General features: G+C 58.5%; 15 protein-coding genes. 2 read left to right on the plus strand and 13 right to left on the minus strand.

The features are described from left to right. Positions 1-107: 107 nt before the first annotated feature. From A7P96_RS02320 to A7P96_RS02360, 9 genes are all read right to left on the minus strand, one after another. Positions 108-1,289, minus strand: a complete 1,182-nt coding sequence (locus tag A7P96_RS02320; RefSeq protein WP_067524451.1) for a phosphoglycerate kinase — start codon at positions 1,287-1,289, stop codon at positions 108-110. 223 nt (positions 1,290-1,512) lie between these two features. Further along, positions 1,513-1,833, minus strand: coding sequence for a ribosome hibernation-promoting factor, HPF/YfiA family (hpf, locus tag A7P96_RS02325; RefSeq protein ID WP_067448823.1), 321 nt, complete (start codon positions 1,831-1,833; stop codon positions 1,513-1,515). Positions 1,834-1,876: 43 nt separating this feature from the next. Further along, entirely contained in the window at positions 1,877-3,247 is a 1,371-nt protein-coding gene (gene rpoN, locus A7P96_RS02330) for an RNA polymerase factor sigma-54 (RefSeq protein ID WP_067524453.1), read from the minus strand. A gap of 18 nt (positions 3,248-3,265) precedes the next feature. Continuing rightward, positions 3,266-4,000, minus strand: coding sequence for an LPS export ABC transporter ATP-binding protein (lptB, locus tag A7P96_RS02335; RefSeq protein ID WP_067524455.1), 735 nt, complete (start codon positions 3,998-4,000; stop codon positions 3,266-3,268). Positions 4,001-4,080: 80 nt separating this feature from the next. After that, positions 4,081-4,344, minus strand: a complete 264-nt coding sequence (locus tag A7P96_RS02340; protein ID WP_067524457.1) for a hypothetical protein — start codon at positions 4,342-4,344, stop codon at positions 4,081-4,083. A 155-nt stretch (positions 4,345-4,499) separates the two neighbouring features. Continuing rightward, a complete protein-coding gene (locus A7P96_RS02345; RefSeq protein ID WP_067524458.1) occupies positions 4,500-4,880 on the minus strand; it encodes an MmcQ/YjbR family DNA-binding protein in 381 nt (126 codons plus the stop codon). A gap of 10 nt (positions 4,881-4,890) precedes the next feature. Further along, the gene (lptA, locus tag A7P96_RS02350; RefSeq protein ID WP_197476434.1) at positions 4,891-5,409 is read right to left on the minus strand and encodes a lipopolysaccharide transport periplasmic protein LptA; all 519 of its coding nucleotides are present in this window, start codon (positions 5,407-5,409) and stop codon (positions 4,891-4,893) included. Continuing rightward, a complete protein-coding gene (gene lptC, locus A7P96_RS02355) occupies positions 5,387-5,968 on the minus strand; it encodes an LPS export ABC transporter periplasmic protein LptC (protein WP_067448831.1) in 582 nt (193 codons plus the stop codon). Before lptC ends, lptA begins: the two co-directional genes overlap by 23 nt. Next, positions 5,965-6,513: an HAD family hydrolase gene (locus A7P96_RS02360; RefSeq protein WP_067448832.1), complete on the minus strand. Its 549-nt coding sequence runs from the start codon at positions 6,511-6,513 to the stop codon at positions 5,965-5,967. The genes lptC and A7P96_RS02360 overlap by 4 nt, the downstream gene beginning before the upstream one ends. A 634-nt stretch (positions 6,514-7,147) precedes the next feature. Here A7P96_RS02360 and putP point away from each other — a divergent pair. Both putP and putA read left to right on the plus strand, forming a co-directional pair. Then, on the plus strand, positions 7,148-8,665 hold the full coding sequence (putP, locus tag A7P96_RS02365; protein WP_067524460.1) for a sodium/proline symporter PutP: 1,518 nt from the start codon (positions 7,148-7,150) through the stop codon (positions 8,663-8,665). Positions 8,666-8,939: 274 nt separating this feature from the next. Further along, positions 8,940-12,539: a bifunctional proline dehydrogenase/L-glutamate gamma-semialdehyde dehydrogenase PutA gene (gene putA / locus A7P96_RS02370; RefSeq protein ID WP_067524462.1), complete on the plus strand. Its 3,600-nt coding sequence runs from the start codon at positions 8,940-8,942 to the stop codon at positions 12,537-12,539. 325 nt (positions 12,540-12,864) lie between these two features. Here putA and A7P96_RS02375 read toward each other — a convergent pair whose 3' ends face one another. The 4 genes from A7P96_RS02375 to A7P96_RS02390 form a co-directional block, all read right to left on the minus strand. Continuing rightward, the gene (locus A7P96_RS02375; RefSeq protein ID WP_067524567.1) at positions 12,865-13,731 is read right to left on the minus strand and encodes a DUF808 domain-containing protein; all 867 of its coding nucleotides are present in this window, start codon (positions 13,729-13,731) and stop codon (positions 12,865-12,867) included. Positions 13,732-14,048: 317 nt separating this feature from the next. Continuing rightward, the gene (locus A7P96_RS02380) at positions 14,049-14,882 is read right to left on the minus strand and encodes an HlyC/CorC family transporter (protein ID WP_067524464.1); all 834 of its coding nucleotides are present in this window, start codon (positions 14,880-14,882) and stop codon (positions 14,049-14,051) included. Between the two features lies 1 nt (position 14,883). After that, positions 14,884-15,411, minus strand: a complete 528-nt coding sequence (gene ybeY, locus A7P96_RS02385; protein ID WP_067524466.1) for an rRNA maturation RNase YbeY — start codon at positions 15,409-15,411, stop codon at positions 14,884-14,886. 106 nt (positions 15,412-15,517) lie between these two features. Then, positions 15,518-16,351, minus strand: coding sequence for a hypothetical protein (locus tag A7P96_RS02390; RefSeq protein ID WP_067524468.1), 834 nt, complete (start codon positions 16,349-16,351; stop codon positions 15,518-15,520). Positions 16,352-16,593: the final 242 nt, after the last annotated feature.

Consider the following 16,593-nt stretch of genomic DNA (forward strand, 5'->3'; position numbering starts at 1 on the left):
CCGTGTCTTCCGCTGTGGAAGCGCACATCCCAGCCTATCAGTGTTAGATACAGGAAAGGCTACCTGAAATTTTCAGGTAGCCTCTTTTCAAACATCTAAGCCTGCCATCAATCCGCCGCACGTTTTTCCAGCACGGCCACGCCGGGCAGTTGTTTGCCTTCTAGGAACTCCAAGAACGCGCCGCCGCCGGTGGAGATGTAGCTGATTTTGTCGGCGATGCCAAATTTGGCGATGGCGGCCAGGGTGTCGCCGCCGCCGGCGATAGAGAAGGCGCGGCTTTCGGCGATGGCTTCGGCCATCATGCGCGTTCCTTCGGCGAAACGGTCAAACTCAAACACGCCCACCGGACCGTTCCACACAATCGTGCCGGCTTCGCGCAGCAGAGCGGCAAGCGAGGCGGCAGATTGCGGGCCGATGTCGAGAATCATATCGTCTGCGGCCACCTCGGCCACGGCTTTGGTTGCGGCGGCGGCATCGGCGGCAAAGGCTTTGGCGCACACCACGTCTTGCGGCATCGGCACGGCGCCGCCTTTGGCTGCCATTTTTTCGGCCACGGCGCGGGCTTCGGCTGCCAAGTCGGCTTCGGCCAAGGAGTTGCCGATAGGCTGCCCGGCGGCGAGCAGGAAGGTGTTAGCGATGCCGCCGCCCACGATCAGCTGGTCTACTTTATCGGCCAGGCTGTTGAGAATGGTGAGTTTGGTGGACACTTTGCTGCCGGCCACAATCGCCACCAGCGGGCGGGCGGGGTTTTTCAGTGCCTTGCCCAGCGCGTCCAATTCGGCGGCCAGCAAAATGCCGGCGCAGGCAACGGGTGCGGCTTCGGCCACGGCCACCAGCGAGGCTTCGGCGCGGTGCGCGGTGCCGAAGGCATCGTTCACATAAATATCACACAACGCAGCATAGGCCTGGCCGAGCTCGGCGTTGTTTTTCTTCTCGCCTTTGTTCACGCGCACGTTTTGCAGCATCACCACTTCGCCAGGCTGCGGGCGCGGCGGATTGTGCTGCCAATCGCTGCTCACGGGCACGCTAAGGCCGAGCAGGCTGCCCAAATGCGCGGCCACGGGCGCGAGGTCGTCTTCGGGCTTGAACTCGCCTTCGGTGGGTCGGCCGAGGTGGCTCATCAGGATAACGGCCGCGCCGTTTTCCAGGCAGTAACGTACGGAGGCGAGCGAAGCGCGGATGCGGGTGTCGTCGCCGATTTTGCCGTCTTTAATCGGCACGTTCAGGTCGGCACGGATCAGCACGGTTTTGCCGCGCACGTTTTGTTCGGTGAGCTTGAGGAAAGACATAGTTACCTTTTAGTTTCAGTTATTTGGTTGGAAAAATCGAGCGACTGCGCCAGCCGCGTAAAACGCCGCCATTATCTTATAAACGGTTGGGCGGTGCAAACGGGAAAAATGGTTTGGACCGCGCTAAAGTTTGCGTTTTCAGGTAGCCTTTCACAAATTCTCCCTTGTAAAAAAGCAGGCTGAAAAGCCTGCTTTATCTATACCCAATCGGGCGGTTCAACATTTATTCAACACTCAGCTTACCGCTGGGTTCAACGCGGTGCTGCTGTTTTTTCTCTTTGTGTTTGAGTACGGCGCGGTCGAGTTTGTCTACCAAGAGGTCGATGGCGGCATACATGTCTTTGTCGGTTTGATCGAGGTGCAGATCTTTGCCGGCCATATGCCAATCCACTTCTGCTTTCTGTACCAGTTTGTCCACCGACAGGGTAACGGTGGCGGAAATCACGTTGTCGCTGTGGCGGACGATGCGCTCGAGTTTACCGTTGATATAGCCTCTCAGAGCATCGGTCACTTCGATGTTGATTCCGTTGATTTTCAGGTTCATAGCTCACTCCTTTACAGGTGGGTTGGCTGCGCGCGGCAGCAAGCTAGGCTTTCTGCTTGCGTTGGTGCGCAGGCGGGAAATTGAGTTCTTCGCGGTATTTGGCCACGGTGCGCCTGGCGAGTATGATACCTTGCAGGGCGAGCCGGTCGGACATGGCTTGGTCGGAGAGCGGTTTGCGTTTGTCTTCGCCGGCAATCAGGCTCTCAATCAGGGCTTTCACTGCGTTGGCGCTGATGCCGTCGCCGTCTTCTTCGCTGCTGTAGGCGGCTGCCTGGCTGAAAAAATAGCGTAGCGGAAATACGCCTTGCGGGCAAGCCAAATATTTTTGGTTCACGGCGCGGGACACGGTACTCTCGGCCAGGCCGAGGTTGGCGGCGGTTTCTTTAATGGTGAGTGGCACGAGGCCGATGGCGCCGAAGGAGAAAAAATCGGCCTGACGTTCCAAAATGGTTTCGGCCAGCCGCAACACGGTGCTTTTGCGCTGCTCCAGCGAGCTTAGCAATACTTTAGCCTCATTGAGCTTTTGTTTCAACTCCGGCGCTTCGCTACCGTATTCGGCGAGCAGGTCGGAATATTCCTGATTGAGCTGCACCTGCGGCCAGGCCTGGCGGTACATGCCCACCATCCATTTGCCGGTTTCGGGATCGGGGCGGATCCACACGTCGGGATCGATGTATTCGGTGTGGCCGGAGCCGGAAAGGCCGTAGACGGGGAAGGGATTGAGGGAGGCGACGAGGGCTTGGGCGGCTTCGATGGTGGCGGCGCTGTATTGGGGGAATTTTTTGCGCACTTGCGGCGGCAGGCTGCTTTTGGCGATGTCGGGCAGGAAGTGTTTCACCAGCTGCACGGCGCAGAATACGGTGTCGTCCGGCTGCTGCCGCGCCAGCTGGAGCAATAATGATTCGCCCAAATCACGCGCGCCTACGCCGGGTGGGTCGAACTGCTGCAAATGGCGCAGGGCTTCGGCCATGTCTTCTTCATCGAGCATCCATTCCAGCGGAGAGTTTTCTACGATGTCGGTGAGGCTGTCGTTCAGGTAGCCTTGATCATCAAGGTAGTCGATGAGCAAATGCACGCGGGCGGCCTGGTCTTCGTCTAGCGGGTGTTCGCACACCTGCTCGTGCAACATGCGGCGAAAATCGGCTTCGTCGGCCACGGTTTCCCACACGTCGCTCTCTTCCATGCTGTTGGTTTTGCGGGTAACCGGTATGGCGGCGGAATAATGGGGTTCGGGCTCGCCGCTGTAGGCCGGATCGTGTTCCGGCCGTTCGAGTAGGGGGTTGTCGGCCAGCCAGCTTTCCACTTCTTCGGCCAATTCCAGCGACGACATATGCAAAATGCGCAATGATTGCTGCTGCTTCTGGTTGAGCTGCTGGGTTTGGCGCAGTTTGAGTTTGACGGATTGCTGGGTCATTTGAGGCTACCTGAAACCTTAGTAATCGAAGTTTTCGCCCAGATACACGGCACGTACTTCTTCGTTGCCCACCAATTCTTCGGGGCGGCCGCTGGCCAGCACGGCGCCGTTGTTGATGATATAGGCCCGGTCGCAGATGCGCAGGGTTTCGCGCACGTTGTGGTCGGTAATCAGCACGCCGATGCCGCGCTGTTTGAGGAAGTTGATGATGTTTTGAATGTCGATAACGGCAATCGGATCAACGCCGGCGAAGGGTTCGTCCAACAGGATGAAACGCGGGCTCATGGCCAGCACACGGGCAATTTCCACGCGGCGCCGTTCGCCGCCGGAGAGGGCGGGAGCGGGGCTTTGCCGCAAGTGGGTGATGTTCAGGTCGGCCAGCAGGTCGTTGAGGTGCGATTCGATGGTATGGCGGTCGGTTTCGTGCAATTGCAGGATGGCACGAATGTTTTCTTCTACCGTCATCTTGCGGAAAATCGAGGCTTCCTGCGGCAGATAGCCCAGGCCTAAGCGAGCACGCTGATACACGGTCATGTGGCGCAGCTCGTGCTCGTCCAGCCGGATGGTGCCGTGATCGGCAGCCACCAGGCCGACAATCATGTAAAAGCTGGTGGTTTTGCCCGCGCCGTTGGGGCCGAGCAGGCCAACTACTTCGCCGCTTTCGATATCGAGCGAGAAATCCTGCACCACTTGGCGCTGTTTGAAGCTTTTGCGCAGCTGTTTAACGCTGAGGCGGCTGTGCGGTGTGGTCATGGTTTGGTTTTCCCTTGTGTTTGTTGGGTATCACGGGCAGCGCTGAGGCTACCTGAAAAATAGGGCTGCCATACGCGGGTTCAATGTGCGGCAGGGTTTTGCAGCTGCATTATTTGGTCGCGCCGCACCTGTAACACGCCCGGTACGCGCTCCAAGCGGCGCACGGTCTGAAGCAGCGGCTCCGAGCCGACGGCGGGGTCGTATAACACAATCAGCACGCGGTTGGCAGCTTGCTGTTCCGGCTGGGCGCCGGACATGCTTGGTGCGGCAGTGGTGGCAGGCTGCGGGGCGGTGCAGGCGGTAAGCATGGCCAAGCAGGCGAGGAGGAGGGCGCGGATATTCATGGTTGCTTGGTTTTCAGTTTCAGGTAGCCTGTGCGGCGTGGGGCTACCTGAACATCCTGTTCAGCGCAGAAAAAGGTGTTTTATTTTTTCAGGTAGCCTCAAATTCGGGCTGCCTGAAACTGTTTAAGACTACCTGAAACCGGTATTACAGGCTTTCAGATAGCCTGTTTCCTGATCTTGGCTTTGCCCTGCGTGAGACGGAAGCTGTCGTCGATCAGTTGGCGGATCAGCGCGTCGTCGGCCTGTTCCAATTCGATGCTCAGCCAGTGTTCTTTGCTCATGTGGTAGGCGGGCAGGATGCCGGCTTGGGCGCGCATGGCGCCAATGTGTTCGGGGCGGCATTTCACATTGAGTAGGGGCACGGTACGGCCGGGGGTGCGCCCGAGTTTTTCCGCCGGCACGGGCAGGTACACGCCAAACCATTTGCGGCTGCCGCTGTGGCGGAATACGGCGTATTCGGGGAAGCGGGAAAAGGGATGGTCGGGCACGGCACGATAGCGTTCGGCCATCTCGGCAAACAGGGTTTCGGCCTTCATCCCACCTCCGTTATTTCTGCTGCGGCTGGATGGTGATGCTCACGCGGCCTTTGTTGGCGTTACTGCGGCTGCCGCCCAGCACGGTATAAACTTCGGTACGGGTGTTGTAGGTAATGGTGTCGCCGCTGGCTCGGTCGCCGCCGCGTTCGAGTTTGGCGCCGCCGCTGAGTTTCACGATGCCGGTGGCGGATTGGTATTCCACGCGGGCGGCCTGGCCTTTCACGGTGCCTTGGCGGTCGAGCTGCTGGCCGAAGTGTACGGGGCTGCCGGAGGCGGTCATGGTTTGCGCGCCGTCGGTGGCTTTCACCACGCGCACCTTGGCGGCGCGGATATACATGGTGCCCTGCTGGATAACCACGTTGCCGGAAAATTCGGTGTTGCGGTTGCCCTGGTCGAGCGAGCCTTGGTCGGCTTCGATTTGGATGGGCTGGTTGCGGTCGGAGGTGAGCGCAGAAGCCGCGGCGGGCAGCAGCAAAGCAGCAGCAAGAAGGAGGGCGCGGGCGGGTTTAATGTTGTTGTTTGGGGTCATAAATCACGGCCTTAATGCGGGAGGAGAGGTTGAGCAATCCTTGTTTGTGGTTGTAGGTCATGCCTTGGGCGGTGCCGTGGGAGGCGCCGTATTGATAGTTCACCAAATCTTGGGTGTGGGCGGTTTGGGTTTGGGTGTTGACGGTGAGGCTGTTGGTTTCGAGGCGGCCGGCGGGCTGGCCGTTCATGGCGGGTTTGTCGAACACCACGTTTTTCTCGAACACCACTTGGTTTTCACTGCCGATATAGTGCGCCTGATCGGCGCTGATGCGGTACACCATCTGCCCGCCTTGCGAAAACATCACGTTGGGCTTGGCTAGGTAGCCATCTTGGCGGTTGGGGAACTGCCAGGCGTGGGTGGCGGTGAGCTGTTGGGTCAGGCTGCCGTCGGCGGCGAAGCGGCGGCCTCGGATGCCGAAAATCTGGTATTGCGGCTCGTGCGGGTCGAGCGGGGTATCTGCGGTTTCGAGTTGGCTGATGCGGTCGAGCCAGAAGCTCACGCCGCCGAGCGCGAGTGCCAACACCAGCGGAAACCACCAGCCGCCGAATCGTTTAATCATTCTGTGTATTGCTCCCAAGCGGTTTTCAGGTAGCCTTTGGCCTGCATGATGACTTCGCACAATTCGCGCACGGCACCGGCGCCGGCCGGGCGGCGGGTGATGTAGGCGGCGTGCTGCAAAACCCATTCGTGCGCCTCGGGCACGGCGGCGGGCAGGCCGCAGCGCACCATTACGGGCAAATCCACCACGTCGTCGCCGATGTAGGCGCATTCGTGTTCGGCCACGCCGGCGGCTTCGCGCAATTCGGCGTAGGCCGCGTGTTTGTCGCTGATGCCTTTGAAGTAGTGATGGATGCCGAGCTGTTTGGCGCGCACGGCCACAGAAGGGGCATCGCGGCCGGTGATGATGGCGGTTTGTACGCCGCATTGGTGCAGCATTTTGATGCCGTGCCCGTCGAGCGTGTGGAAAGACTTGATTTCTTCGCCGTTGTCGCGGATGAAGATGCGGCCGTCGGTGAGCACGCCGTCCACATCCATAATCAGTAGTTTGATTTCGGCGGCACGGCGGCGCAGGTATTCGGGCAGTTCAGGCAGAATAGGGCTCATGCGGCAGTCTCAATTTCGAATTAGACCAATGATAACATGCTCTAGCACGGGCACAAACCCGTTCGGCACGGTTTTTGCTTGGCGGGGCAGGGGAGAGGCTACCTGAAAACGTAAAACAGTTTTCAGGTAGCCTCTCCGGGTTTACATTTTGCCTGTGCGGTTTGTTTCGATGGCAAGTTTTGCGCCTCATCAAAGCTCGCGCTTTAGCCTCGCAGAAACCACTAGCCTTGGCTTAGCCAAGACATCGTTTAAGCTCTTGGAACTGCGCTTTCAGGTAGCCTTATATATCGCGCCGTCGGGGGGCTAGTCCTGACGGTATCTTTGCCAAACAGGCATTATTTTCACAATAAGGCCGGACTAGCTCTCTCTGATCAAGCTAACTCAAGGGAGCTTTTTTCATGTCTTATCAACTTCCAACCTATCCTAATATCACCGCCTACTTAGGCCAGCAATCAGGCGATCTTTCTCATTCTTAAATTGCATTTATCCTACTTTCCTATTGCAAGTTTTTTATACATATTGACTGCTTTTGTTGTTTCTCAGTATAAGCGAAACCAAGCCGCTTACTTTTGCAACAGGCAGCCACATTTCAAGTTGCCTCGGGGAAATTAAAGAAAATAACAAGGAGCAGCTCATGAACCCGATGTATATCACCTTCGGCATCTATTTGGTTGCCGTTCTGTTAATCGGCCTCGCGGCCTATTTCTCCACCCGCAATTTCGACGACTATATCCTCGGCGGCCGTAGCTTGGGCCCGTTTGTTACCGCCATGTCGGCAGGGGCTTCGGATATGTCCGGCTGGCTGCTGATGGGCCTGCCTGGTGCAGTGTATTTGAGCGGCCTGAGCAAATCTTGGATTGCCATCGGCCTGATTATCGGCGCGTATCTCAACTGGCTCTTGGTGGCCGGGCGGCTGCGCGTGTACACCGAATACAACAATAACGCGCTCACCCTGCCTGATTATTTCCACCACCGTTTCGGTGCGCAGGGGCAGGCGATGAAAGTAATCTCTGCGTTCATCATTCTGTTTTTCTTCACTATTTACTGCGCCAGCGGCATTGTAGCCGGTGCACGCCTGTTCCAAAGCCTGTTTACCGACATGAGCTACACCAGCGCCATGTGGCTGGGCGTGGGCGCCACCATTGCCTACACCTTCATCGGCGGCTTCTTGGCGGTAAGCTGGACAGACACCGTGCAGGCCACGCTGATGATTTTCGCCCTCATCCTCACGCCGGTGATGGTGTATTTGGGCGCGGGCGGCGCAGATGAGGTTTCCGCCATCATTCAAGCCGCTGCTGCTACCAGCGGTAAGGAGTACGGCAGCCTGCTGCACGGCACAACTTTCATCGGCATCATTTCCACCGCCGCCTGGGGCTTGGGCTACTTCGGCCAGCCGCACATTCTGGCACGTTTCATGGCCGCCGAAAGCGTGAAATCGCTGGTGGGCGCGCGTCGTATCGGCATGACTTGGATGATTTTGTGCTTGGGCGGTGCAGTGGCCGTGGGCTATTACGGTATTGCCTACTTTGGCGCTCATCCCGAGCAAGCTGCTGCCATGCAGGGCAACCATGAACGCGTGTTCATCGCCTTGTCCACCCTGCTGTTTAACCCGTGGATTGCCGGCGTGATTTTGAGCGCGATTCTGGCTGCCGTGATGTCTACTTTGTCTTGCCAGCTTTTGGTGTGCTCCAGCGCCATCACTGAAGACTTCTATAAAGGCTTCCTGCGCCCGAACGCGCCGCAGAAAGAATTGGTGTGGATTGGCCGCATCATGGTGCTGGCCGTGGCCGTTATCGCCATCCTGATTGCCGCAGACCCCGAAAGCAAAGTGCTGCAACTGGTGGAATTTGCCTGGGCAGGCTTTGGCGCGGCATTCGGCCCCATCGTTATCCTTTCCCTGTTCTGGAAACGCATGACCGCCAACGGCGCATTGGCAGGCATGATTGCCGGCGCTGTGGTGGTGGTGTTGTGGGTGCAGGTGGTGAATCCTGCGCTGGACAACGCCGGCATGGCTACGCTGTATGAAATCATCCCCGGCTTCATCGCCTGCGGCCTGACTGCCGTAGCTGTATCGCTGGTTGGCAAAGCACCTTCCGAGGAAATCTGCCAACGCTTCGAAAAAGCCGATGCGGATTACCGCGCCGCAAAATAAAGGGCGGCAAAAGGCTACCTGAAAAGTTTTCAGGTAGCCTTCAAACTGCCCGTATCAAAAGGCTTCAGGCTAGCTGAAACCGATCCCGGCCTTTTCAGGTAGCCCTTAACCGATTAACCAACCGCCTCTCCTGCCAAACATTCTTTCACATTATCCGCAGTTTGGTTTATGATGCCGTTTTACCGATGTTCAAACCAAGCAGCTATTCATAACGAAACAGAGGCTACCTGAAAAGCGGTTTATCGGGCAGCCCCGCCAACCACGGAGACCAACCATGTTCCAGTTTGCCCACCCCCAACAAACCAGCCTGCGCCAAGCCGTTACCGATGCCTACCGCCGCGACGAAGTTGAAGCCGTGCAGGATATGCTCGAACGCGCCCAGATGAGCCAAGACGAGCGTACCGCCGCCGACCGGCTCGCCCGCCGGCTGGTGAAGCAGGTGCGTGAAGAGCGGCGCCGCGCCAGTGGGGTGGACGCATTGATGCACGAGTTCTCCCTTTCCAGCGAAGAAGGCATCGCCCTGATGTGTTTGGCCGAAGCCCTGCTGCGTATTCCCGATAAAGCCACCCGCAACAAACTCATCCACGACAAAATCTCTGGCGGCGACTGGAAAAGCCACCTCGGCAACAGCCCCTCTCTATTTGTAAATGCTGCCGCCTGGGGCCTGCTGGTAACCGGCAAGCTCGCTGCTGCTCCCAGCGGCCAGAGCCTCGGCAATGCGCTCACCCGCATCGTGAGCAAAGGCGGCGAGCCGCTCATCCTCAAAGGCGTAGACTACGCCATGCGCATGCTCGGCAAACAGTTCGTTACCGGCCAAACCATCGAAGAAGCCCTGAAAAACGGCAAGGAACGCGAAAAACTCGGCTATCTCTATTCCTTCGATATGCTCGGCGAAGCCGCTATGACCGAAGCCGATGCCGAACGCTATTATCAAGACTACGTCAACGCCATCCACGCCATCGGCCAAGATGCCGCCGGCAAAGGCATTTATGAAGGCAACGGCATTTCCGTCAAACTCTCCGCCATCCACCCGCGCTATTCCCGCGCCCAACACGGCCGCGTGATGGGCGAGCTGCTGCCGCGCCTGAAAGAATTGTTCCTGCTCGGCAAAAAATACGATATCGGCATCAACATCGACGCCGAAGAAGCCAACCGCCTCGAACTCTCGCTCGATTTGATGGAAGCCCTGGTTTCCGACCCCGACCTGGCCGGCTACCACGGCATCGGCTTCGTGGTGCAGGCTTATCAGAAACGCTGCCCCTTCGTAATCGACTATTTAATCGACCTCGCCCGCCGCAACAATCAGAAGCTGATGATCCGCCTGGTGAAAGGCGCGTATTGGGACAGTGAAATCAAATGGGCGCAAGTGGACGGCTTGGACGGCTACCCCACCTACACCCGCAAAGTCCACACCGACATTTCCTACCTGGCCTGCGCGCGCAAACTGCTCGACGCGCAAGACGCCGTATTCCCGCAATTCGCCACCCACAACGCCTACACCCTGGCCGCGATTTACCAAATGGGCAAAAGCAAACAGTTCGAACACCAATGCCTGCACGGCATGGGCGAAACCCTGTACGACCAAGTGGTCGGCCCGCAGAACTTGGGGCGGCACGTGCGCGTGTATGCGCCGGTGGGCACGCACGAAACCCTGCTGGCCTACTTGGTGCGCCGCCTGCTGGAAAACGGCGCGAACACCTCGTTTGTCAACCAGATTGTGGATGAAAACATCAGCATCGACACCCTCATCCGCAGCCCCTTCGACACCATCGCCGAACAAGGCATCCACCCCAACACCAGCCTGCCGCTGCCGCGCAATCTGTATGGCGGAGAACGCCTCAATTCGCAAGGCCTCGACCTGAGCAACGAAAACACGCTGCAGGAACTGCAGGCCGCCATGAACGCCGCAGCCGCCACGCCGGTGCAGGCCGTGCCGCTTTTGGCCGTGTCCGCCCCGACCCAGGCCGCGCATGAAGTGCGCAACCCGGCCGACCACAGCGAAGTGGTGGGCAGCGCCGCCTTCGTAGAAGCTTCTGCCGTGCCGGAAATCATCGCCGCCGCCAAAGCCGCCGAAAGCAGCTGGGCTGCCGTTTCTGCCGCCGAACGCGCCAATATGCTGCGCCGCCTGGCCGACCTGATGGAAGCGCACATGCCCGAGCTGATGGCCTTGGCCGTGCGCGAAGCCGGCAAAACGCTGAACAACGCCATCGCCGAAGTGCGCGAAGCCGTGGATTTCTGCCGCTACTACGCCGACGAAGCCGAACACACGCTACCTGAAAACAGCCAGGGCGTGGGCACCATCGTTACCATCAGCCCGTGGAACTTCCCGCTGGCCATCTTCACCGGCGAAGTGGTGGCCGCATTGGCCGCAGGCAACACCGTGGTGGCCAAACCCGCCGAACAAACCAGCCTGATCGCCTACCGCGCCGTGCAGCTGATGCACGAAGCCGGTATTCCGCGCAACGTGCTGCAGCTCGTGCTCGGCGCGGGCGACGTGGGCGCCGCCCTCACGCAGGACGAACGCATCAACGGCGTGGTGTTCACCGGCTCCACCGAAGTGGCCCGCCTCATCAACCAATCGCTCGCCCGCCGCAGCGGCCAGCCCGTGCTGATTGCCGGAACCGGCGGCCAAAACGCCATGATTGTGGACAGCACCGCGCTGGCCGAGCAAGTGTGCGCCGACGTGCTCGCCTCCGCCTTCGACAGCGCCGGCCAGCGCTGCTCCGCCCTACGTATCTTGTGCGTGCAGGAAGACGTGGCCGATCACATGGTGAACATGATTCGCGGCGCGATGAACGAATTGCGCGTGGGCAACCCCGCCGAACTGAGTACCGACATCGGCCCGGTTATCGACGCCGAAGCGCAGGCCAATCTGCAAAGCCACATCGACCGCATGAAAGGCATTGCCAAATCCAGCCACCAAATCAGGCTACCTGAAAATGCCGATAACGCCACCTTCATCGCGCCCACCTTGTTTGAGTTGAACAATTTGAACGATTTGCAGTGCGAAGTGTTCGGCCCGATCCTGCACGTTATCCGCTACCGTGCCGACGAGCTCGACCAGCTCATCGACCAAATCAACGCCAAAGGCTACGCCCTCACCGGCGGCATCCACAGCCGCATCGACGGCACGGTGGAACACATCCGCCGCCGCATCGAAGCAGGCAACCTTTATGTGAACCGCAACATCGTCGGCGCCGTGGTGGGCGTGCAGCCCTTCGGCGGCCACGGTCTCTCCGGCACCGGCCCTAAAGCTAGCGGCCCCTTCTACCTGCAACGCCTCAGCCGCCTCGACAGCTGGCGCACGCCCCCGCTCACCCGCAGCGGCCAGGCCGACGAAGACGCGCTCAACCGCCTGCAAACCCTGCTGCAAAGCCTACCGCTCACCCAAGAGCAGAAGCTGGACTTGGCCGGCAGCCTCGGTCGCGCCCGCGTACACACCCTGCGCCAAGCCGAGCAAGTGTTGCGCGGCCCCACCGGCGAACACAACGTGTTGAGCTGGCAGGCGCCCAAACGCGTATGGCTCTACGGTGGCAGCCTGCCGCAAGCCTTCGCTGCCTGGATTGAGCTCGCCGGCTCCGGCATCACCGCCCTCGTGTCCGACCAGCATCTATTGGCCGCCTACGCCGAACAGGCTCCCGACCTGCTGGAAACCTCAGCCACTCCCGCTTCCGCCGGCATCAGCCACGTGGTTGCCCTGGAAGAATTGCCGGTGGAACTCAAACAGACACTAGCCGGCAGCGACGGCGCACTGGTGCGCATCATCAACGCCCAACACGGCGTGGACGTGCTGCAGCTGTTTGAAGAAACCTCCTGCAGCATCAACACCACCGCCGCCGGCGGTAACGCCCACCTGATGGCCGCAGGCGATTAAACCAGCGCTTATAGAGGCAATGAAAAGGCTACCTGAAAGTTTCAGGTAGCCTTTATTACTGTTCAAATGAGAATGGAGCAAGGCGGCGAGCCTCGGACAGTGCCGTTAGAACGGCCGGGCAAACCAATGCAGTAGCATTCTTTTTGCATTCAATATATTGAAAATATCAAATGCTTTGCTCGATATTAAGTATCCGGCCTATCGTGTGCGTAGATAAGAAAAAGGCTACCTGAAACTTTTAGCTTCGCAGAAACTGTGCTGCACTGTGTTTTAACTGCGTGGAAGCTGCGTTTTTAGGTAGCCTTCCTTTGCGCTATGCGCCAACTCAATCCTGCCGCCGCTTTTCCCACAGCTTCATCAGCGGCAACACCACCGCGCAGGCAACCGCGCCCACGGCGAGGCCGATGAGCAGGGAGGAGAGCATACCGGCGAGGCCGCCGTCCCAGTGGTGTTCGAGCAGCCAATGGTGCAGCGCGCCCCAGTTGTGGGCGAAGATGCCGCCGCCCACGAGGAACATGGCCAGCGTGCCGATGATGCTGACGCCGCGCATAAACCACGGCATAAACAAAATAATGGCTTTACCGGCGGTGGCGGTGGCCGGGCGGCGCATCAGGGCGAGGCCGAAATCGTCGGCCTTCACAATCACCGCCACGATGCCGTACACAAATATGGTGAGCCCGATGCCGACCAAGATCAGGCTGACGATTTGGGTGGTGAGCGAAGAGCCGGCCACCACACCCAGGGCGATGATGACGATTTCGGCGGAGAGGATGAAGTCGGTGCGGATAGCGCCTTTGATTTTGGCGTTTTCGTCGATCAATTCGTCGGGCACGCTGCGGGCGCTGCTGTCGCGGCGGTGCATCAGCTTGTGCAGCAGTTTTTCCACGCCTTCGAAACACAAATAGCCGCCGCCGAACATTAAAAGCGGCGTAATCAGCGCGGGCGCGAACACGGAAAGCAGCAGGGCGGCGGGAATCAGAATCAGCTTGTTCAGCAGCGAGCCTTTGGCCACCGCCCACACGGTGGGCAGCTCGCGGTCGGCGCGCACGCCGGTTACCTGGTTGGCATTGAGCGCTAAATCGTCGCCCACCACGCCGGCGGTTTTTTTGGCGGCCACTTTGGTCATCAAGGCCACGTCGTCGAGCACGGAGGCGATGTCGTCGAGCAGGGTGAGGAGGGAGGAGAAAACCATATAGAAGTATCTTTGGGAAGAATGCTGCGGCATTATACGGGCGTGCCCGTGCCAAAGGCTACCTGAAAGGCATCAATCATGATTTCAGGTAGCCTGCCCAAAACAGATTGCAACAAACATGGGATGGCCGGGTTGGCTACCCGCCCGCAGCCATATAGCCAACCAACTGAACTTTCGCTATCGCGTTGGTTTGCCTTGCCGTACTTCTGTACTGCCTGCGGCTTACCGCCTGGTATCGAAAGTCAATTTGGCCTGCTATAACAAAGGCTACCTGAAAAATGGGAAATCCGGTTTCAGGTAGCCTTTATCGTGCGGGTTTATTCGGGCTTGGTTTTCACCGCCATCAGCGTGTGCAGGCGGCGGTTGTCGGCGCGGGCCACGGTGAATTGCAAGGGGCCGATAACGGCTTTTTCGCCGCGCACGGGCAAATGGCCGAGCTCTTTAATCACCAACCCGCCGATGGTGTCCACTTCTTCGTCGCTGTAGTCCGTGCCGAAAAATTCGTTCACGTCTTCGATTTCGGTAACGGCGTTGATGCGCCAGCGGTCGGGGGAAACGGCGAAGATATTGTCCGCGCTGTCGTCTTCGTCGAATTCGTCTTCGATGTCACCCAAAATCTGCTCGATTACGTCTTCCAGTGTTACCAGGCCGCTGATGCTGCCGTATTCGTCCACCACCACGGCCAGGTGGTTGTGCATATCGCGAAACTCTTTAAGCAACACGTTCAACGGCTTGCCCTCGGGCACAAACACGGCCGGGCGCAGCACGTTTTCAAGCTTGAACTGTTCGGGATTAAGGGTGTATTTGAGCAGGTCTTTGGCGTGCAGGATGCCGAGCACGTTGTCTTTGTCGTCGGCAATCACGGGGAAGCGGGAATGGGTAGTGCCCACCACATAGGCGATGATGCGGCTGATGCTGTCGCCGGCCTTCACCACGTCCATTTGGGCGCGGCTGATCATGGCGTCGCGCACTTCCAGCCCACGGAAATCAATGATTTTTTCCAGCCATTGCTGGGTGTCTTCATCGAAGATTTTCTGTTCGCGCGCTTGGCGCAGCAGGGCGAGTATGTCTTCGGGGGAATCGGGGCTGTCGCCGGCGAGGCGGCCGAACAGCCGTTCAAAAAATCCGGGCTTGGCCGGGTGATCGTCCATTTCAGTCTGCATCCTGTGCGTAGGGGTTGGGGTATCCTAACTGATTCATCAGGCGGATTTCAAGTGCTTCCATGGCTTCGGCTTCATCGGGCTCGATGTGGTCGTACCCCATCAGGTGCAGCACGCCGTGCAGGGTAAGGTGGGCGAAGTGTGCTTCTAAGGTTTTGCCTTGTTCGGCAGCCTCGCGCGCCACCACTTGCGGGCAGATGACTAGGTCGCCGCGCAAAACGGGCAGGCTACCTGAAAGCCCGGCCAAAGCGGCCTGCTCGCCTTCATCCAGTGCAAAGCTGAGCACGTTGGTGGCGTAGTCTTTTTGGCGGTAGTCGCGGTTGTAGGCGCGGGCGGTTTCTTCATCGAGCAGCAGCAGGCCGATTTCGGCACGGCGGTAGCGCGATTTCACGGCCTGCCATGCCCAGCGGCGGAATTGCGTCTCGCCCGGGCTGCCGGGCAGCTGGGCTTGGTCGGCAAAATACAGTTGCAGGCGTTGGCGCAACAGGGCGGGAAAGGGGTAACGTTTGGCGGTTTTCATGGGTTGGAGTGGGAAAGAAAACAGGCGCTATTATAGCGGGAAAGGCTACCTGAAAACCCGGAAATGCGTTTTTCAGGTAGCCTCTATTTTATGCCAAAATCACACGCTAACATTCCGATGTTGCCGTTTCCGCTACCCGCTTCAATTCGGCCGCCAGCTTACTTTTCTCTCCCTTACTCAAGCCTGCCACCGCCAGCAGCTTTCTATCCAGCGCCACCGGCACGCCGCCGCCATTAGGCACGAAAGCCAGCAGGTAGTGCTGCCCGCTGGGGGTTTGAAACGTCCAAGCACGGTTTTCCTGTTTGCCGAAGCTGAGGCCGATTTTGTGGGTTTTGCCATCGATTTCGGCTTGATATACCGCGTCTTTACCCGCATTGCCGGTACTCAGGCAGGGCACGGCGGCCAGCTGCCAAGGCTGGGCTTCGGGTCGGTTGATGGCGGCCAAAATCCGGCGGTAGCGCGGCACGCGCACCAGCGCGACATAAAACGCGGCGCCAATCATCAACAGCCCTAGCCCGCCAAACAACAACACACCCATGCTGCGGTTACCCACTTTCTCCACCGCCACATCCAGCGTCAGGCGTGATGGATCATTAGCGTCGGCCACTGCACGGGCGTAAATATCGCCACCAGTGCCAAAAAAGCTAAAGGATTTTTTCACCGTATGATCGCGGTATGTGATGGTAGTTTTGCAGCTGGTGAAGATGGATTTGCGAGTGCTGCATTCACCATCGATCCGCGCGTTTACCGGCACGGCGTGTTGGCCGATTTGGTAGTCTTGATAGATTTCGGCAGCAACATGACTCTGCCACGCAACGAATATCGCGCCCACCGGCAGCATCAACAACAGCGCCACCAAAGCCATCATAATCGGCCGATGCGGCCCGATGCCGCGCATTTTAAAGGGCTTAACCGGCATGGAAAAAGGCAGAATGTGCATAAATGGTTCTCCTCGAGAAATAAATGGCACTATAGCTGAAGCAGATTTCCCCATACAAGGTGGTTAAAGCTGTATGACAGAAATATTTAAGCTATACTGAAATACTTATTTCTTCCTACTGCGTTGGCTCGCCTTGCCCGTACTAGCTGTACTGTCTGCGGTTCGCTGCCTGGTATGAAGAAATAATTATTTCAGCTATATATTAATTTTTAGGTAGCCTTTAAACAGGAAGCGTGATGCGC

The sequence above is a fragment of the Eikenella sp. NML03-A-027 genome (assembly GCF_001648395.1).
GTDB classification, from domain to species: Bacteria; Pseudomonadota; Gammaproteobacteria; order Burkholderiales; family Neisseriaceae; genus Eikenella; species Eikenella exigua.